The following is an 18,244-nucleotide window of genomic DNA, read 5'->3' on the forward strand; positions in this document are numbered from 1 at the left end:
CGCGGCGAACCAGACCCCGCCCCTCCCGGCGTTTGACGGGACATGTCGCTCGCCGGGCGCGAGCGGGGCGCGAGCCGGGCGACCGAGGCCGTCTGGCGGGCCAGCCCCGGTCGTCCCCGCGGGGGGTTAGCCGGGCTCCCCTGTGTCGAGCGCGGCCATGACGGCGGTCGCCACCTCGGCCCGCCGCGCGCCACCCAGAAGTCGCGGGATGGCGAGGCCGGTCACGGAGGCGGCGGACGCCGCGGCCACAGACTCGACAGACGCAGAGGTGGCCGACGTGGAGATGGTGGCCGAAGAGCTGGCCGTGCTGGCCGTGGAGGCAGCTGTGACCGGGGCCGACGAGTCCTCGACGTAGAAGGCGTCGACGACGTCCAGGCCGAGGGTCGCGACGATCGCGGTGCGGACGTCCAGACCGGCCTCGGCCAGCGCGCCGGTGATCCGGTGCAGCACCCCGGCACGGTCGGGGGCGCGCACCTCGATGACCGTCGTCGAGCCGGAGTCGTCGAAAATCACCTGAGGTGCCCCCGGCGTGTTCCACCGACGGGTGGTGGCGTAGTCCTGTTCCCGGCCGGCCAGGCGGGCGGTGACGTCGAGGGTGCCCGCCAGGGCCGCGCGCAGGTCGTCGCGCAGCCGCTTCGGGTCCGGGCGGTGCCCGTGCGCGGACGCGACGGCGGCCTGTAGCAGCGAGCGGCCGCCGGCGCCCCGCGCGGAGGCGCGGCGGACGTCCAGCCGGTTGAGCGCGAGGACGCCGGCGGTGGTCGCGAGCAGGCCCACCCGGTCGGCGGTGACGACCACGATCTCGAACATGCCCTCGTCGGGGAGCGGGTTGACCTGCACGGTGAGGTCGTCGGGCAGCGCGAGCAGGGCGGTCTGCCGTTCGGTGAGCGCGGGCGGGCACGGCGGTGCCTTGCCGTCGAGCACGGCGGTGGCCCGGTCGACGAGGTCGGTGACGAGCCGGGCTTTCCAGGCGTTCCACGCGGTCGGGCCGGTGGCCTTCGCGTCGGCTTCGGTAAGCCGGTGCAGCAGGGTGAGTACGCGCACGCTGCCAGCTGCGGCCGCCACCGACTCGATGGTGGCGACGTCGTCGATGTCCCGCCGGGTCGCCGCCTCGGTCAGCAGCAGGTGATGGCGGACCATCTCGACCAGCACCTCGGTGTCCTCGGGCGGCAGGCCCAGCCGGGGCGCCAACGTCTGGACGATGACGATGCCGGCGTCAGTGTGGTCTCCTGGGTACCCCTTGCCGATGTCGTGCAGCAACGCGCCGAGCAGCAGCAGGTCGGGGCGGTCGACGTCCCTGGTGTGGGCGGCGGCGCGGGCGGCGGCCTCGATCAGGTGCCGGTCGACGGTGTAGCGGTGGTAGGGGTTGCGCTGCGGCTTGCTGCGCACGGCCGCCCACTCGGGGATCAGCCGCACGAGCAGCCCGACCTGGTCGAGGGACTCCAGCACCCGCACCGCGGCGTCCCCGGTCGCCAGCAGGCTGACCAGGTCGTCCCGGGCGGCCTCGGGCCACGGCTCGGGCATCGCCGGCGCCTCGCGGCCGAGCCGGTCGATGGCGTAGCGCCCGAACGGGACGCCGGCGCGTGCCGCGGCCGCGGCCGCCCGGAGCACCAGCCCGGGGTCGGTGGCGGGGTCGGCGTCGCGGGCCAGCTGGATCTCCCCGTCCTGTTCGACGACGCCCTCGTCGAGGGGCCGTCGGACCGGTCGGCGCAGCCGGGAACGGATCTTCGAGCGTTGCGCGGCGGCCACCCGGTACCAGGTCGTGTCCCACGTCCAGGAGATCGTGCGGCCGGCGTCCGAGATGGCCCGGGACAGCGCGACGGAGTCGGGGTAGCCCAGTGCCGCGGCCACCGCCGTGCCGTCCTGCAGGAGCAGGCGGTCCTGCGCGCGGCCGTGGCTGAGCCGGCGCACCTCGCCGCGGGCGTCGAGCAGCACCTGGTAGGCGGCCTGGACGCGCTCCGGCGGCGCCTCGGCGACCCAGGCCGCGGCGAGGGCGTGCAGCGCGTGGACGTCCCGCATGCCGCCCCGGGCCTCCTTGAGGTCGGGCTCGAGCAGGAAGGCGAGCTCGCCCATCCGGCGCGCGCGCTCCGCGACCGCCTCGGCGAGCTCGGGCAGGCGGCGCGGTGCGCGTTCCCGCCACCGGGTCCGGACCCGTTCCAGCAGCGTGCCCGCGAGGCCGCCGTCGCCGCGGATCACGCGGGCGTCGAGCAGGCCGAGCGCCGCCTTGAGGTCGGAGTCGGCGACGGAGACGGCTTCGTCCACGGTGCGGACGCTGTGGTCCAGGCCGACTCCGGCGTCCCACAGCGGGTACCAGATCGCGTCGGCGACGGCGGAGATGTCGCCTCGGCGGCCGTCGTGGACGAGCACAAGGTCCAGGTCGCTGCCGAAGGCGGGCTCACTTCGCCCGTAGCCACCGACCGCGAGCAGCGCGACTCCGGGCCCTGGTTCCCCGAACAGCTCCCCGAGGGCCGCGTCGGCGCGCTCGACCAGTGCCTCCCGCAACGCGGGCCCGGTCACACCGGGAAAAGCGTCCACCCGGCCCCGCAGGGCCTGGAGCCTGTCGTTCACCCGCCACCCCCGTCGTACTGGGTCCTATCCCCCGCACCCGCAGTCTGTCGCGGTTTCTCGCGCGATGTTCACGGTTCCACGGCAAGATGTTCGCCGCGGCGTCACAGTGCCGAAAAGAAAGGGGGCGCGCCGTAACAGGCGCGCCCCCGGATGTTCTTCCCAGGCTTACAGGGCGTCGGAGCCCCGCTCACCCGTCCGTACACGGACGACAGCGTCGACCGGGACAACCCACACTTTTCCGTCGCCGATCTTGCCGGTCTGCGCGGACGTCGTGATCGCGGTGACGAGCTCGTCGACGGCCTCGTCGTCCACCACCACCTCGATCTTGATCTTGGGGACGAAGTCGACCTTGTACTCGGCCCCGCGGTAGACCTCGGTGTGGCCCTTCTGCCGCCCGTAGCCCTGCACCTCGGAGATCGTCAGCCCGTGGACGCCGATGCCCTCGAGGGCGGTCTTGACGTCGTCCACCTTGAACGGCTTGATGACCGCCGTCACGAGCTTCATGCCTTGGCCTCCTCAGGCACCTTGGTCGCGGTGACGGCGGAGGTGAACCCGCTGCCGCCGATGGACGTCAGCCGGTAGGCCGTCTCACCGTGCAGCGCCTCGTCGAGGCCGATCTCCTCGTCCTCGTCCGAGACCTTCAGCCCGATCGTGTACTTGAGCGCGAGGGCGATCAGGGCGGTCACGACCGCCGAGTAGCCCAGCGTCGCGCCGATGGCCAGCGCCTGCTCGCCCACGACGCTCCACGGACCGCCGTAGAACACACCGTCCTTGCCGATCTCGTTGGTGTCGAGGGTGGCGAAGAAGCCGGTCAGCAGCGCACCGAGGACACCCCCGACCAGGTGGACGGCGCCGACGTCGAGCGAGTCGTCGATGCCGACCTTGCCCTTGATGGACGTTGCCAGCGCGCAGATCGCACCCGCCAGCAGGCCGATGGCGATCGAGCCCATCGGCGAGACGAACCCACAGGCCGGGGTGATCGCGACCAGACCCGCGACGGCACCCGACGCGGCGCCGAGCGTGGTGGCCTTGCCGTCCCGCAGCCTCTCGATCGCGATCCAGCCGAGGATGGCCGTGGCCGCACCGATCTGCGTGTTGAGCAGCGCGATCGCGGCGACCTTGTTCGCGCCCAGCGCCGAGCCGGCGTTGAACCCGAACCAGCCCACCCACAGGATGCCGGTGCCCAGCAGCACGAACGGCACGTTGTGCGGGCGGAAGTCGCCGGTCGGCCAGCCGCGCCGCTTGCCTAGGAACAGCGCCAGCACGATCGCGGCGATACCGGCGTTCGCGTGGACGACGGTGCCGCCCGCGAAGTCGAGCGCGCCGCGCTTGAACAGCCAGCCGCTGCTCGCCCACACCCAGTGCGCGATGGGCGAGTAGACCAGGACCGACCACAGCGTGACGAAGATCGCGAAGGAGCTGAACTTCATCCGGTCCGCGGTGGAACCGGTGATCAGGGCGGGCGTGATGACCGCGAACATCATCTGGAAGGCGACGAAGGCGACGTACGGGATCGCCCCGTCACCCGCAGTGAGATCCTGGAGAGCGAAGAAGTCGAAACCGCCCCAGAATCCGTTCCCCTCACCGAAGGCGATACTGAAACCGACGACCGACCACACCAGTGTGATCATCCCCATGCAGAAGAAGTTCTGCATGAGCATGCCGAGCACATTCTTCGCACGGACCATACCGCCGTAGAAGAAGGCCAGGCCGGGCGTCATGAAGAGCACAAGTGCGGCGCTGACGAGCACCCACGCGGTATCGCCCGAGCTCAATTCGTCCATGTCTCTCCTGTCATTCCCCCCGCGCGCACCGCGCGGACTGCGCTACCCCGGTCCCCGGCCACGCTGCGCTCGTCCCGGTCCTTCGGCCGAAGAGTCGATAAGATCTGTTCCGATCTAGTGTCTTTCCTGTTTCTGACATGTGAAATCGATTAATTGGGCGACCCATGCTCCCCGAGCTTGGACTCAGCGTGGGTGTTCAGGGGCTTTCCGTGTCGTTCGGCGTGCTTCCGTGACTGTACAACTGCATACAGTTACGGTGCGGCGTCGTGACTAGTGTTCCGACGGAGGGCTGCCATAGCGCCGGTAGTCCGTCCCACGAGGCCTGCACTATCCCCCGATCGGGTGTATCTCCGCCCGTTTCGTCCCCGTACGGGGACCCGCCAGGTAACGCCAATGTAAGTACGCCAGCACTCGAAACAGACAAAGGTTCCCACCGGTCGGCAACGCGCCGGACCATTGACGGACGGGGCATGCGCCCGGTCCTCATCACCCTGCTCGGCGTTCTCGCCGCCGGGCCATCGCTGACCGGCGCGGGCGGTGGCATCGGGGCGGGCATGGCCCGCGCGGAGCCGAACGCGCCCACCCGCGGCGGCGACACCAACAGCGACACCAACAGCGACACCCCCGACGACACCCCGGGCGGCTCCGGCGGAGGGCCACAGGTCGGCCACGCCGAGGACCTCGGAAGCATCGCCGCCCAGATCACCGCGACCCGGGCCCATCTCGACGACCTCAACCACAAGATGTCCGTGGCCGCCGAGCAGTACAACGCCGAACGCATCCGTCTCGCCGAGGCGGAGCGCGCCGCGGCCACGGCCGCCCAGCAGCTGCGAACGGCGGACGCCGCCGTCCGGCACGCTTCCGACCGGCACCGCGGCCTGGCGACGTCGGCCTACCGCTCCGGCGGGCTGGAACAGCTCTCCATCCTGCTCACCGGCGATCCCCGCACCGCGCTCGACCGCGCCGGCGCCGTCGACGCGCTGTCCCGGCGGCAGCGGGCCGCCGAATCCGACCTGCGGCTGGCCCGCCACGACCAGACCGAGGCGAAGCAGGCCGCCGACGAGACCCGCGCCGGCCGGCAACGGCTCGTCGACTCACTGGCCGAGCGCCGGCGCGGGCTGGAGGAGTCAGCCGGCGAGCAGGGCAGGCTGCTGGACGGCCTGATCGCCCGGCAGGCGGAGCTGGAACGCCAGGCACGGGAACGCGAGGCCGCCGCGCTGCGGGCCCGCAAGGCCGCCGAGGCCGCGGCCGCCGCCGAGACGGCCCGCCAGGCAGCCCTGGAACGTGACCGGCTCACCCGGGAGGCCGGTCTCGTCACGACGGCCGGCAACGCCTTCGCCGCGGCACCCGCCCTGCCGGCCGCGCCACCCCCGACCGGCGGCAGCGGCGGCGCGGCCCGCGCCGTCCAGGAGGCGCGCGCCCAGCTCGGCAAGCCGTACGTCTGGGGTGCCGAGGGCCCGGACAGCTTCGACTGCTCCGGACTCACCCAGTGGGTCTGGGGAAAGGCCGGCGTCAGCATCCCGCACTACACAGGCGACCAGTGGACGGCTGGCCGGCGGGTCACCCGCGACGAGCTGATCCCCGGCGACCTGGTCTTCTTCGGTGCTGACCTCTACCACGTCGGCATCTACATCGGGAACGGCCAGATGATCCACGCGCCGCGTACCGGCGAGGTCGTACGGATCGAGAACGTGTGGTGGTCGACGTTCCAGGGCGGTGTCCGCCCGGGCGCCTGACGCGCCCGGACGCGGTGCCCGACGACGCTCCGGCCCCGGCCCCGCCCCCGGCCCCGGCTTGTGCGTGACCCGTGTGGCTCCCCCCCAATCGATGGAGCGAGCTGTGCGGGTCGCGCACGAGGCGGGGTTGGCCGGTGGGCGGGTAGCTGCCCCGCCCACCGGGTGGCGCTCGGACAGACGAAGGGCCGGGCGTCTACGCCCGGCCCGACAGTCAGATCCGCATCCGTACAGATGCTTGCGTGCTGTGGCTCTGTACAGGTGCTGCGTGCTCTGTGTGCCGTGTGTGCTGTCGTTTCCCGGATCAGTGATTGACGTAGACGAGCGCCGCTGTGCTGCGGTCGATCTCGGCCTCGCTGTCGCCGTCCGGCTTGGCGATGTACACCCTGTCGCCGCGCGCGTTCAGGTAGAGCTGTGCCCCGGGCACGATCGCGGCGTCCCGCAGGACGCGCATCGCCTCCTCGTCGGTCTGGAGGCGCTCCGAGATCCAGGCCACCGTCACCGACTTGGTCCCGGTGTTGCTTCGCTCAGCCGACGTGAGCAGGCTCACCGGTGCCACACCAGGCGGCTGCGCCGTCTCGAGCTGCGCCGGGATCTCGTTCCCGAACGGGCACCGCTTCGGGTCACCGAGCAGGACTGTCAGCCGGGCCTCGACCTCGTCCGAGATCACATGCTCCCAGCGGCAGGCCTCGTTGTGGACCAGCGCCCAGTCCAGGCCAATGACCTTGGTGAGGAGCAACTCGGCCAGGCGGTGCTTCCGCATGACCGCCGTCGCTCTGACCAGGCCCTTCTCCGTGAACTGCACGGTCCGGTCGTCGGCGAGCGCGACGAGGCCCTCGTTCGCGAGGCGCGCGGTCGACTCACTCGCGGCCGGCGCGCTCACGTGAAGGCGCTCGACCAGGCGCGCGCGCAGCGGGGTGATGCCCTCCTCCCGTAGTTCATACAGGGTCCGGAGGTACATCTCGGTACTGTCGATCAGTCCAGTCACCGGTCTCCTTCGTCCGCAACCAGAGTACGCCGCAACGCCTGGCAGGAGGAGCCGCATTCCTCTGCGTCCTGATGGCGGAGTGTGGTATGTCCGTGCCCGTTCCGTCACCGTGTCGCTGGCCAGACTGGCTCCTACTCAGAGTATCTATGCAAGTACAACTTGTCGCGGCTACCGCTCACTCGACGAACTGCGTGGCGCGAGCCCGCGGCGTTGCCCGCCTAGGCCAGGGTGAACGTCCGCACCAGCCGCGCCGCGGACGGCTCGCGGCCGGCCCGCGGTCAGGGACACCAGTCCGGCGGCTCGGTTGCGGCGAGTACCTACACTCGAGGGTATGAGCACGACTCAGATCGCGCCGGAGACCTCTGACACCCGCTCGGACGAGGGGGATGATCTCTCTCACTACGCGCGCAGGGAGGAGATCGTCCGTGCCTCCATCGAAGGCGGCCGCGTGACGGCGCTGTGCGGGTACAAGTTCGAGCCGGTGCGCGACCCCAAGCGTTTCCCGGTCTGCCCCCGCTGCAAGGAGCTCGTGGAGATGGCCGAGCAGCTCGGCTGAGCACCCGTGCCCCGTACCGGCCGTCGGGATCCACGCGCCGGCCGTCCGGGTTCGCGCGTGTGCGCGGGCCCGGGTGGAGTCGCCTTCCCACACCGGTGTCTGGATGCGTAGGCTTGCGAGGCGTTGAGTGATCCCGCCCGGTCGATCATGGAGCCATCGCCAGGCATCCGACCGGCCAGGTGCGGGATCGCCCCGCAGCGCCCCTGTAGCTCAGTGGATAGAGCGACCGCCTCCTAAGCGGTAGGCCGCAGGTCCGATTCCTGCCAGGGGCACAATGTGATGTCTCGGGACATCGGCATAGCCCTGAACCTACGATCTTGGGTTCAGGGCTTCGTGCTTTTCGGGGCGGGTCCGCGGGGTCGGCCGGTGGGCTGGTAGTCGCGGGTGGGGTCGATGGTGAGCTCGCTTAGGAGTTCGCCGGTGGTGGCGTTGACGACGCGGACGTGGAGGTCTTGGACGAGCAGGAGGACGTGGGTTCGGGCGTGGGTTCGGCCGATGCCGATGTGGTGCAGGCGGCCGCCGACGCGCAGGGTGACCACGCCGGAGTCGTCGACGCGGTCGTAGCGGACCCGGTCGTGGGTGTCTGCGGATCGGTCGGCCGGGGTGGCTTTGGGCAGGGCGGTGTAGACGGCGGCGGGGGTCGCGCGGTGCGGGAGCGAGCGATGCGGCCGATGGTGGTTGTAGATCTCGGCGAAGGTGTCGAGGAGTGTCTGCAGGTCGGCGGGGGTGGCGGGCTGGGTGGGTTGGGCGCGTAGCCAGTTCTTCATGGTCTGTTGGACGCGTTCGACCTTGCCGCAGGTGGTGGGATGGTTCGGCCGGGAGTTCTTCTGTGTCACGCCGAGGCGGCGTAGCTCGGTCTCCAGACCGTTGCGGCCGCCCTTACCGCCGGAGAGCCGGGTGGTGAACACCATGCCGTTGTCGGTGAGCGTGGAAGCGGGAATCCCGTGGCAGGCGACGGCCTGACGGAAGGTGTCGAGCACGATCGGGCCGGTGACCCGGGCATGGGCGGTGACCGACAGCAGGTAGCGGGAGCAGTCGTCCAGCCAGGTCAGGATCTCCTGGCCGGCGCCGGTGCTACCGGGCCGGGCCAGCGGGTAGTGGGTGACGTCGGCCTGCCAGGTCTCGTTCGGCATCGCGGCCTCGAACCGGATGTAGGACGACTTCGACCGCTTCGCCGGCGCCGGAACGACCAGCCCGCGACTGGCCAGATAGCGGTTGACGGTGGCCGTCGACACGGTGATCGCGTGATGGTAAGCAAGGTGCCAGGCGATTACACGGATGGAAAGACGCGGCTGTCGATCGTGACGGGCACGGGAGCGGTAGCGTCCTAGCGTGTCCGACGTTGGCCGGCCTTGGCGGGTATTTCTCAGTCACACCGGCGACATGCGCCGCTGGCCGGCGGCGAGGTCCTGGGCCGCGGCCGCGGAGGACGCGGTGAAGCGGTTGCGGCACGCGCCCGTCGACATGCAGTACTTCGCCGCCGACGACCGGCCGCCGGCCGACCTGTGCGTCTCGCTCGTCACCGAATGCGATCTCTACGTCGGCATCATCGGCACCCGCTACGGCTCGCCGGTGCGGGACGACCCGGAGCGGTCGTACACCGAGCTGGAGTTCGACACCGCGACGGCGCTGGGCAAACGGCGGCTGGTGTTCCTGATCGACGAGACCGCCGCGACAGCCGCGGCCGATGCCGGGGACCGGGCCGCGGCGGCGGCCCTTCCCAGCGGCGATCCCTGGGCGGCCCGCCAGGCCGTCTTTCGCCAGCGGCTGCTCGACAGCGGGCTGACGATGAGCATGGTGGCGACGCCCGAGGCGCTGGAGACCGGGATCGTCCAGGCGGTCGCCCAGCTGATGCTGGCCGACGCGCTCGTCGCCGGCCCCGCGAGCCCGTCAGCACCGCCGGCGCCCGCGCCGGCCCGGGTGCCGCGCCAGCTCCCGCCCGAGGCCGCCGCGTTCGTCGACCGAGTCCACCACTTCCAGCGGCTGTCCGCGCTGCTCGCCGCGCCGGACGAGCGCCGGGCGTTCATCGGCGTCGTCAGCGGGCCGGCGGGCGTGGGCAAGACCAGCTTCGCCGTGCACGTCGCGCACGGCGTGCGTGACCGGTTCCCGGACGGCCAGCTCTACATCGACCTGCGGGGCTACAGCCCGCAGCCGCCGCTGCGTCCCGAGGAGGCCCTCGACCGGTTCGTGCGGGCCCTGGGCGGCGAGCCGACCCAGGTGCCGACCGACCTGGACGAGCTCGGCGAGCTGTACCGGTCGCTGCTCGAGGACCGCCGGGTGCTGGTGATCCTGGACAATGCGCTGACCTCCGAGCAGGTACGGCCGCTGCTCCCGCGGCCGGGCTGCGCCGTGCTCGTGACCAGCCGTGGCCCGCTGTCGAGCCTGGTCGTGCAGGACGGCGCCGTGCGGACGACCCTGGAACCGTTGGAGCCGATCCACGCCGAAGCGCTGCTGCGCGCGCTCACCGACGCGGGCCTCGGCCCCGGCGTCGGCGGGCCGCCGGATCCCGACGACCCGGTCGCCGTACTGGCGCGCCAGTGCGGCTACCTGCCGCTCGCGCTGCGGATCGCGGCCGAGCAGGCGGCGCTGTCGGGGCTCAGTCTCGCGGAGCTCGTCGACGAGCTGGCCGGCGAGCACGGCCGGCTCGACGCGCTGACCGGCGTCGACGACCCGAACTCCGAGGTCCGCACGGTCTTCTCCTGGTCGTACCGCAACCTGACCGAGCCGCTGCGCCGCACGTTCCGGCTGCTCGCGCTGCATCCCGGCGGGGAGCTCGGCGCCGCGGCGGCCGCGGCGCTGCTGGGCATGCCGCCCGGTGCGGCGGGCCGCGCGCTGGAAAGCCTGGTCGCGTTCAACGTCCTGGAGCGGCCGGCTCGCGGCCGTTACCGGTTCCACGATCTCGTGCGCGAGTACGCCACCGAGCGGCTCACGGCGGACGAGCCCGAGGATGAGCGACGGCGCGCCCTCGACCGGGAGCTCGACTGGTACGTGCACGCCGCCGACGCCGGCGACCGGATACTGGCCCCGCTACGCCGGCACGTCGAGCTGGACGCCCCGATCGCGGGGACGCCACCGGTCGCCTTCAGCGGCCACGACGACGCATTGGCCTGGTGTGATGCGGAACGGCACAACCTGGCGGCGATGACCGGGCTGGCGGCCGCCACCGGCCGCTACGTCGGCGCCTGGAAGCTGGGGCTCGCCCCGGTGACGTTCTTCAAGCTGCGCCACCATCACGCCGACTGGCTCGCCGCGAGCGAGATCGCCGTCGCCACCGCGCGGGCGGCCGGGGACGCCTCCGCCGAGGCGTGGGCGCTGACGAACGTCGGCGGGGCCTGCCTCGAGCTGGGTCACCTGAAGCGCGCCTGGGAGGCCTACCAGGACTCGCTGGCCGGCGCCCGTCGAACCGGCGACCGGGTCGGCGAGGCGATGACGCTCGCCAACCTCGGCGAGCTTGCCGAGGCGCTCGGTCGCCACGACCAGGCGCTGGACTACGGCGAGCAGGCACGCGACCTGTGGCGTGCTCTCGGCGGGCGCCACCGGGACGAGGCGTTCGCGCTGCGGGACGCGATCGCGCCGGCGTACCTGGCCCGCGGGCAGTACGACGACGCGTTGCGCGCCTACCAGGAGGCGTACGACCTCTGTCAGGGGACCGACCTGCAGGCCGAGGGGCTCATCCTGCGCGATCTCGGCCGCACCCACCAGACGATGGGCGACCCGGCCGCGGCGTCGGAGGCCTACGAACGCGCGCTGGCGGTCCACCGGACAAGCGGCGACCGGATCGGCGAGGCCATGACGCTGCGGGCGCTGGCCACCGTCCACGCCGCGCTCGACGACCCCGTCGGCGCGCAGAGCGCCCTGCTGCAGGCGTTGGCGATCCTCGTCGAGCAGGACCGCCCGGCCGAGGCCGACGAGGTCCGCGCGGCACTGCGCGACCTGGGCCTCGACCCTGGCGAGGCCTAACGGCCGGGCTGGTCCGGGCTGAACTCACTGGCCAGGACCCGCCGCCGGACGCCGCGACGGGTTCAGCCGGCGCGGACGGCGGCCAAGGTGGTGCCCCGGCTGGCGAGGGACTCCTCGACGCGGCGTTGGATGTGCGCGATGAGCGCGTACTGGTCGGCGCAGTACACCGACGGGTTGGTGAAGGCGCCCTCGGGCCGGTAGCGGTGGGGGAACAGCCCGGCGCCACAGGTTGTCACCACGTCACAGCCGCGGCAGACCTCGGACAGGCCGTGCAGCCCGAGCTGGCGTTGGACGAACGCCGGCACGTCGAAGAGCGCGTCGAGCGGATCGGTGAAGACCGTCCGGCCGCTGGCGGCGGCGCCATGCCCGACGGCCTTCATGCTGTCCACCTGCTCGTAGGAGCCGTCGGACTCGACGACGACCAGCGCGACCGGGACAAGGCCGAACGACTCGTGTGCGCCCACTCCGCCGAGCAGCAGGTGCAGCAGGGACTCGAAGGTGCGCACCGAGAGCGGCCGGACCGGCGCGTCGTACCAGCGGTCGAACAGCGGGATCAGCCAGTCGGCATAGGGTGTCCGGCCGTCACCCGGGGTAAGGCCAGGCGGTGGGTGCTCCCACGTGCCGTGCGGGAGCAGGAAGTCGACGCCTTCGACGCCGAGGTCGCGCAGGGCGTCCCATACCCGGACTGGGTCTGCTTCCAGCTGGATGGTGCACAACAGGCCGAGGAAATGGGAACGGAACTCGGGCCGGAGCATCATCCGGATGCCCGCGAGCACCTCGTCGTAGCTGGACCGGCCGTCGGCGTAGGTGCGGTGCAGGTTGTTGGCCTGGCGATCGCCGTCCAGGCTGACCCCTACGCCGATGTCCTCCCCGACGAGGAACGCGGCCATCGGCTCGTCCAGCAGCACCCCGTTGGTCTGCACCGTGATGCTGAGCTCGGTCAGCGGGGAAAGGCGCTCCCGTAGGGCGGCGACAATCCGGCGCAGTCGGTCCCGGCCCGCGAGCAGCGGCTCACCTCCATGCAGCCGGATGTTCACGAACTCCAGCGCATGGGTGCGAACGTGCTCGGCGATCCGGTCCGCCGTCGCGTCGACCGTCGCGTCTGTCATGAACCGCGGCTGCGACCGCCAGGACTGGTCGGCCAGGTGGTACACGTAGCAGTAATCGCAGTCGAGGTTGCAGCGCGACGCGATCTTCAGCACGAACTCACGGAACGGTGTCGGCGTCCACCCCGGCGGCAGCGGCGCGCCCCACGCCGCGGCGGCGCGGAACGCGGCCGTCGGGGCCGCGCCGGCGCTCGCCGGGACGCGGGCGGGCACCGGCCACGGCAGTGCGGCGGGCATTGCCGTCAGTTCTTGGCGTCCGTCAGCCGGGAAGCCGACGCGGGCGAGAAACGGCGCGGCCGGAACATGCACGGGCCGGAGTTGTGCACATAGGCACCACTCACCAGGTCGCCGTCGGCGGACGCCCGGCGCGCGAGCGCGTGGTCAAGCGCCGACAGGCCGGCTGGGATAGTGGCGGTGTCGGGCGTCACGGCGGATTTGAACATAGGAACCCCCTGCTAGCGGACCGTCGATAGCCGAGGCGACCAGTGCGGTCGTCGCCCAGCCCCACGGGAAAAGTGTCGCACGGTGGTCAACTGTGTTATCCCGGATTCGCCAACCTGGTTGAGGGTCGAGGAGGATCCGGGCAGCCGTTGGCGCTAGTGATGATCCAGGTCTCCCGAAACGGCGTTACTTCCGCTCCCTGTAGCAGGTCCAGCGATGCCGACGATCGCACGCGCAGCTCAGAAGTGAACTCTGAAGTAGGTAGCTTCCGAGCACTTCCGAGCTCGGGCGCGATCGAAACGCTCGATCCCATGCCGAACCAGATCGATCACCAGAGGCTGACCGCAGGACTCGTCACGAAAGCCCGCGCCGAGAGCCTAGATCTCGTCGGCGCCGGTGGGAGGCTGGCCGGAGCGGAGATGTCCTCGAAGTTGTCCGGACGCATCCTCCGCAGCAGGCGCCAATCGGCCCGGCCCGTCCCCCTCGTCCCTTGGCCCCGGTTCGGCTGGAGGATGCGTCGGGGCATCGGGGTCGGGTTGTGGGGAAACTGTGCGTCGGCTGGTCCAATCCCGAGTGATCCGTGTCCGCGTCCACAGCAGTGCGCGGGCTGCCACGTTGCACGTACTAACTTTTGGTCCTACGCTCGTAGGCGACCTGCGTCTTCGCAGGTCAGCACGGCGTAAGTGCCGAATTATCTCCTAAGCGGTAGGCCGCAGGTCCGATTCCTGCCAGGGGCACTGGTCACCGCGACCATCGGTGTGATCTGGGCATTTGGCCAGATCGGGCATCACGGCGACCAGCACTAATGMGAACCTCCATAGCGTGACCTTCCACATGCCGCGCGGGGCGGTCGACCCGACCGTGCTGTGCAGAGATGGAGCGCCGGTTCGACGCGGGCACCCGCGGCACGTACTCGACCGGCGCGTCGAACCTCCGTCAGGTCCCGATCGGCGTGGTCGTCCCACGCGCTGTCGAGGCGGCGGCCGACGCGGTGGCCGTGTGCCGCGAGCGGGAGGATCCGCCCCGACGAGATCCGCCACTGGCAGCTGACCGTCGCCGACGTCCAGGCCGCCCTGCACTGACAGGGCGGCCGGCCTACGCACGATCGGGCTGCTCATCTTCGAGCCCAGGGGTGGGTTCGCCGCGCCGAGTCCGGCCGCCCCACAGCCGCGGCCGACAGGGCCTTATGCCGGTCGTCGTCTGCGGCTATCCGCTACCAGGACTGGAAACTCGACAACTCCGCCGGGCAGGTCATCGACGCCGTCCGCCTGACCCGCGACGCCATCCGCGCACCCGTCGAGAAGCTCCTCGGCGAACTCCTGATCGCCGACGACTGATCACTCGTCCGACACCGCGCCGGCGACTCCCTGATGCTCGCAGTCGTTCGCGGCCCGCGGCCGGCTCGCCAGTGCGGCCGGGTCGAAGGTCAGCTTTCCGAGCGCACGACCGCCCGCCCGGTCACCGACCGCGGGACGATCCGGATCCAGTACGGCCGCTCGACGACGTCCGCCCAGGGCTCCAGGCCCAGGCGCTCCAGTGCCGCGGTCTGGGCACCCTCGACGACGGCCCCGGCCGCACCGGTGACCAGGACGCTCCACCCCGCTCTGGTCTCCGGGTCGAACCAGTCGGCATGGAAGGAGACCGAGTCATGGTTCACCGCCGCCGACAGCTTGGAGCCGACGGCCGACCGGAAGACCACACTGTCGCCGTCCATCGCGTGGTTGACGGTCAGCAGGACGACCTCGCCGTCCGACACGAAGGCCACCCGGCCCACCGGCACCGTCCCCAGCAGCCGGATGCACACGTCGAACGGCAGCACGGCGAGGCCGGCGTGATCAAGTGCGAACTCCTCGGAGTCGATCAGGTCCTGCAGCGACAACGGGTCCACGGCTACTCCTCGACCTGACAGACGGAAACCGATCCGCCGGCCACGCCGCCGGCGGCCACCCGCGTGCCCCGTCCTGTTCTTCGACGTCTCACGCTGGCGCACAGACCGTACCGTCGCGGTGTCGGCCGCGGCCATACGGTCCTCCCCCGACAGCGTTGGCGTTGGTCTCATACGGGTCGCACACAGGGCGTCCTCGCGCGGCTGATCATGGCTCAGGCATGTCGTGTGGCCTGTTGCACGTCGCTACAGCTGACGCGACCGCAGGTGCGGCCCGTCGCGGTCAGTGCCTCTCACGGAGCGTGGCACGCGGTCACGACACCGCGCCCGGTGGGCCTCAGCGCGCATGCAGCCCTGAAGGTGGAAGAGGGTCAGACCGCACGCCACTGGTCATAGCGTCCGTTGCCGCGAGTTGGAAGGAGTCGGCAGAACTGTCCGGCGAACGGAACGTCCTCCGGACGAGACCGACGAGACCAAGGAGCGCCCGGGGCAGGCACGGCGTCCATTCGCAGCCATGGCCAGCGCAGGGCGTGTCCCGAGTGCGGCCCCCGTCGACTCGGGTACGAACGGAGTCCGACGCGGCGAGACACTCCCCGATCTTCACCGCCGGGTCCGCGTCACCCCTTCGAGGATCTTGGTGATGTCCTCGACGGCGTCGCAGAGGCCGGACGCGATATTCATGACGAGGTCGTAGGCCTCATCGTTGGTCAACGTCAGCCGGCGGCCGTTGAGGCCGTAGAAAGCAATCAGCCCAGCGAGAGCGAGCCTCTTGTTCCCGTCGATGAGGGCATGGTCGCGAGCCAGCGAATGCAGGAGCGCAGCGGCCTTACCGTCGAGCGTGGGATAGGCGTCACGCCCGAACACCGTCGCCCGTGGGCGAGCAAGAGCGGATTCGAGCAGCCCGTGATCCCTGACCACGGGCTCGGAGCCGATGGCCCGCTYAGCGATGTACAGCAGTTCACGAAGCGCCAGGTAGATCATTCGCCGAGCCGTCGGAGCGCCTCGGCGTACCGCGGAAGCTCCTCGTCCAGCACCTGGTCCAACAGTTCGGACCGGCTGTGTGCCTCGATGTATTCCCGGATCGCCTGTCGAGCGATCTCCTGCATCGACCGCCGTTCCAGCTCCGAGCGCAGGCGCAGGGCTTCCGCCTCATCGTCCGTCAAGCGCAGTGTCATCGCCACGACCGGATGGTATCACCGCCGATACCATCGGGATCTTGTCTCGATCGCCTCCCGTCAGATCCTCCTGGTTTTCGTATTTCCGGCGTACCCTAGGCGCCTGATCCCGGGGTTTCAGAGGTTCCACGGATTAGCTTGCCAACAAGCGTCTCCCCTGTTCACCGGCCAGATTCGCCGCTAACGGAGGCGCTAACAGTTAGCGGGAGAGCCGCTAACTGTTAGCGCGGTTACGCAGGCCCGAGGCCGTACCTGCTGTCACGCTCAGCAACCGCATTGGCCGCGTTAGTGGCATTCCGTCTATCGTTCAACGGCGACGGCTCTGCCCGGGGAAGCTGGCGGACGGTGACGGGTGAGTGTAGGGATCGGATCTACTTGGCCACTCCGAGCTGACGAATCGCGGTTGTTGGCCAGCGTCAGAACGCTGGATGTGGCCGAGGTTGGCCAGCGTCGTTCAGGGCCTGCTGCCGCGCCGCTTCGGGAGAGGGGCGCGGCAGCAGGCCTGCGCCGGTGTCAGGCCGGGGCGTCGGCGTCCTGCGTCGAGGGCGCGAACTCCTCGGGGCCGTTCTGCGCCGCCGCCGGGTCCATCCACATGACCTGCCAGCCGTGGCCGTCGAGGTCGAAGAAGCTGCGCGAGCACATGAAACCGTAGTCCTCCAGGCCATCCGCCTCGACGCCGCCCGCGGCCAGCGCGGCCTCAGCGACCGCGTCGACCTCCTCGCGGGACGACACGCTGAAGCAGTAGAGCGCCAGCGTGTGCGTGGCGGGATCGGCCATCGGCAGCTTCGCGAACTCCGCGAACTTCTTGTGGCTGAGCAGCATGACGCTGGCCTGTTCGCCGACCAGCATGCAGGCGGCGGTCTCGTCGGTGAAGTTCGGGTTGAAGCTGAAACCGAGCTTCGCGAAGAACGCCTTGCTGTGCTGGAGGTCCGCTACGGGGATGTTCACGAACAGCATGCGGCCGGGGTGCGCGGGAGTGGTCACGGCGGGTCTCCAGGTCGGTAGTGGGACGGGTACGTCCTGGTAGACCGGGCGGGCCGGCGGAACTCATCGGTAGAGCTCGGAGCGTCCGCACCCCAGACCACCGGGCGGCCTCACCATCTCCGTCGCGCCCATGCACGAGACGTCAGGCGAGCCTCACCGGCTCGCCTGGCTGTTGTGCTCTGCGCGGATCTGCCGCCGGCAGACCGCCAAAGCCCGCCTGATACGAGCCACGCCACCCGAGGACTGGCCAACCATCGCGGCCATTTGCCATCTACTGGCCAACCATCACAGCGAGTGGCCATCCGTCCCCGATCCCTACAGTGAGGCGGTGTCGGGCCGCCGGTTCGCTGGTGCTTGCCGCAAGCGGCACAGGTGCTTGCGTAAGCACCCCTGTAAAGCGGGCAAAACCAGCTCTGAGCTGCTGGTCTGCGTGTAAGCGCCTTGGTCGCCGGATCGGCGAAAACCGGCGAGAACCGACCTTGCAGCCCCTCCCGCTCCGCACCGCCAACCGTCCGGAGATCGGATCACTCCCACATGTACGATCACCCAAAGTAGCGGGTTGATTCGTCTCACGATGCGCATGAGCGTGGGCATCCGTTCGCGAACCTGGCTGGTACGTCGGTGTCTTCGCCTGCCGTTCTCGCGGCGCTGACGGTCGTCATGTGATGAACGCCCCGTCGTGCCGGCCGGGCGCCCGATGCCCTTGCCGGACAGCACTCGTCTCGCCGCATCAAGGGCGGCGGAGCCTCTCACTTCTCACCCGACCGGACCGATTCGGGTGGCTTCCACGGCGCTCGACGACTCAACTCGCTGCACGTACCAACTTTTGTGGCGACGTTCACACGCGACCTGCATCTCCGCAGGTCAGAACAGCGCAGAACCCGAATCATCTCCTAAGCGGTAGGCCGCAGGTCCGATTCCTGCCTGGGGCACCAGCAAGGTCAACGGCGTACGGGGTTTGACCAGGCTGACGACCCTGCTGGTTAATTGAGCCGACACGCCGGGTGGGGTCGTCGTCGGGAGCGTGTCGCGGCTGGATCATGCCGTGTGTGGCCGTCTTCCTCCTC

At 70.6% G+C, this 18,244-nt stretch carries 14 protein-coding genes and 1 tRNA gene; 4 read left to right on the forward strand and 11 right to left on the reverse strand.

Translation table 11 applies throughout. The features are described from left to right. Positions 1-126 precede the first annotated feature (126 nt). From BBK14_RS30260 to BBK14_RS30270, 3 genes are all read right to left on the reverse strand, one after another. The gene (locus BBK14_RS30260; RefSeq protein ID WP_071066560.1) at positions 127-2,565 is read right to left on the reverse strand and encodes a [protein-PII] uridylyltransferase; all 2,439 of its coding nucleotides are present in this window, start codon (positions 2,563-2,565) and stop codon (positions 127-129) included. A gap of 165 nt (positions 2,566-2,730) precedes the next feature. After that, positions 2,731-3,069: a P-II family nitrogen regulator gene (locus BBK14_RS30265; RefSeq protein WP_020463624.1), complete on the reverse strand. Its 339-nt coding sequence runs from the start codon at positions 3,067-3,069 to the stop codon at positions 2,731-2,733. Next, positions 3,066-4,349, reverse strand: coding sequence for an ammonium transporter (locus BBK14_RS30270; protein WP_071066561.1), 1,284 nt, complete (start codon positions 4,347-4,349; stop codon positions 3,066-3,068). The genes BBK14_RS30265 and BBK14_RS30270 overlap by 4 nt, the downstream gene beginning before the upstream one ends. A 470-nt stretch (positions 4,350-4,819) precedes the next feature. Between BBK14_RS30270 and BBK14_RS30275 the strand changes: the two genes are divergently transcribed. Continuing rightward, entirely contained in the window at positions 4,820-6,085 is a 1,266-nt protein-coding gene (locus tag BBK14_RS30275) for a C40 family peptidase (protein ID WP_071066562.1), read from the forward strand. Positions 6,086-6,386: 301 nt separating this feature from the next. Here the strand turns inward: BBK14_RS30275 and BBK14_RS30280 are convergent, their stop codons facing one another. Continuing rightward, positions 6,387-7,070, reverse strand: a complete 684-nt coding sequence (locus BBK14_RS30280; protein ID WP_041254947.1) for a metal-dependent transcriptional regulator — start codon at positions 7,068-7,070, stop codon at positions 6,387-6,389. A gap of 331 nt (positions 7,071-7,401) precedes the next feature. On the opposite strand from BBK14_RS30280, the gene BBK14_RS30285 reads away from it, so the two are divergent. Beyond that, on the forward strand, positions 7,402-7,626 hold the full coding sequence (locus tag BBK14_RS30285) for a DUF3039 domain-containing protein (protein WP_020463628.1): 225 nt from the start codon (positions 7,402-7,404) through the stop codon (positions 7,624-7,626). Positions 7,627-7,825: 199 nt separating this feature from the next. Then, positions 7,826-7,898 (forward strand) — tRNA-Arg (locus tag BBK14_RS30290). A 51-nt stretch (positions 7,899-7,949) separates the two neighbouring features. Here BBK14_RS30290 and BBK14_RS30295 read toward each other — a convergent pair. Further along, on the reverse strand, positions 7,950-8,861 hold the full coding sequence (locus tag BBK14_RS30295; RefSeq protein ID WP_071066563.1) for an integrase core domain-containing protein: 912 nt from the start codon (positions 8,859-8,861) through the stop codon (positions 7,950-7,952). Between the two features lie 97 nt (positions 8,862-8,958). Here BBK14_RS30295 and BBK14_RS30300 point away from each other — a divergent pair, with 97 nt between their 5' ends. Then, positions 8,959-11,586 carry a tetratricopeptide repeat protein gene (locus BBK14_RS30300; RefSeq protein ID WP_131802464.1) on the forward strand — a complete coding sequence of 876 codons (2,628 nt, stop codon included), beginning with the start codon at positions 8,959-8,961 and terminating at the stop codon, positions 11,584-11,586. A gap of 62 nt (positions 11,587-11,648) precedes the next feature. Here the strand turns inward: BBK14_RS30300 and BBK14_RS30305 are convergent, their stop codons facing one another. From BBK14_RS30305 to BBK14_RS30330, 6 genes are all read right to left on the reverse strand, one after another. After that, positions 11,649-12,929 carry an FxsB family cyclophane-forming radical SAM/SPASM peptide maturase gene (locus BBK14_RS30305; RefSeq protein WP_083391348.1) on the reverse strand — a complete coding sequence of 427 codons (1,281 nt, stop codon included), beginning with the start codon at positions 12,927-12,929 and terminating at the stop codon, positions 11,649-11,651. A gap of 5 nt (positions 12,930-12,934) precedes the next feature. Then, positions 12,935-13,135, reverse strand: a complete 201-nt coding sequence (locus BBK14_RS30310; RefSeq protein WP_071066565.1) for a hypothetical protein — start codon at positions 13,133-13,135, stop codon at positions 12,935-12,937. Between the two features lie 1,424 nt (positions 13,136-14,559). Then, positions 14,560-15,021, reverse strand: a complete 462-nt coding sequence (locus BBK14_RS30315) for a pyridoxamine 5'-phosphate oxidase family protein (RefSeq protein WP_071066566.1) — start codon at positions 15,019-15,021, stop codon at positions 14,560-14,562. A 597-nt stretch (positions 15,022-15,618) separates the two neighbouring features. Further along, on the reverse strand, positions 15,619-15,999 hold the full coding sequence (locus tag BBK14_RS30320) for a type II toxin-antitoxin system death-on-curing family toxin (protein WP_071066567.1): 381 nt from the start codon (positions 15,997-15,999) through the stop codon (positions 15,619-15,621). Continuing rightward, on the reverse strand, positions 15,996-16,193 hold the full coding sequence (locus tag BBK14_RS30325) for a ribbon-helix-helix protein, CopG family (protein ID WP_071066593.1): 198 nt from the start codon (positions 16,191-16,193) through the stop codon (positions 15,996-15,998). Before BBK14_RS30325 ends, BBK14_RS30320 begins: the two co-directional genes overlap by 4 nt. Before the next feature lie 513 nt (positions 16,194-16,706). Next, positions 16,707-17,150 (reverse strand): VOC family protein, encoded by a 444-nt coding sequence (locus tag BBK14_RS30330; RefSeq protein WP_071066594.1) that lies wholly within the window; start codon positions 17,148-17,150, stop codon positions 16,707-16,709. Between the last annotated feature and the right edge of the window lie 1,094 nt (positions 17,151-18,244).

The organism is Parafrankia soli (assembly GCF_001854695.1).
GTDB lineage: Bacteria > Actinomycetota > Actinomycetes > Frankiales > Frankiaceae > Parafrankia > Parafrankia soli.

Coding starts and splice junctions, on each gene's coding strand:
- BBK14_RS30265 (WP_020463624.1), bottom strand. CDS start 3,069: ATGAAGCTCGTGACGGCGGTCATCAAGCCGTTCAAGGTGGACGACGTC.
- BBK14_RS30270 (WP_071066561.1), bottom strand. CDS start 4,349: ATGGACGAATTGAGCTCGGGCGATACCGCGTGGGTGCTCGTCAGCGCC.
- BBK14_RS30275 (WP_071066562.1), top strand. CDS start 4,820: ATGCGCCCGGTCCTCATCACCCTGCTCGGCGTTCTCGCCGCCGGGCCA.
- BBK14_RS30285 (WP_020463628.1), top strand. CDS start 7,402: ATGAGCACGACTCAGATCGCGCCGGAGACCTCTGACACCCGCTCGGAC.
- BBK14_RS30305 (WP_083391348.1), bottom strand. CDS start 12,929: ATGCCCGCCGCACTGCCGTGGCCGGTGCCCGCCCGCGTCCCGGCGAGC.
- BBK14_RS30310 (WP_071066565.1), bottom strand. CDS start 13,135: ATGTTCAAATCCGCCGTGACGCCCGACACCGCCACTATCCCAGCCGGC.
- BBK14_RS30325 (WP_071066593.1), bottom strand. CDS start 16,193: ATGACACTGCGCTTGACGGACGATGAGGCGGAAGCCCTGCGCCTGCGC.
- BBK14_RS30330 (WP_071066594.1), bottom strand. CDS start 17,150: ATGCTGTTCGTGAACATCCCCGTAGCGGACCTCCAGCACAGCAAGGCG.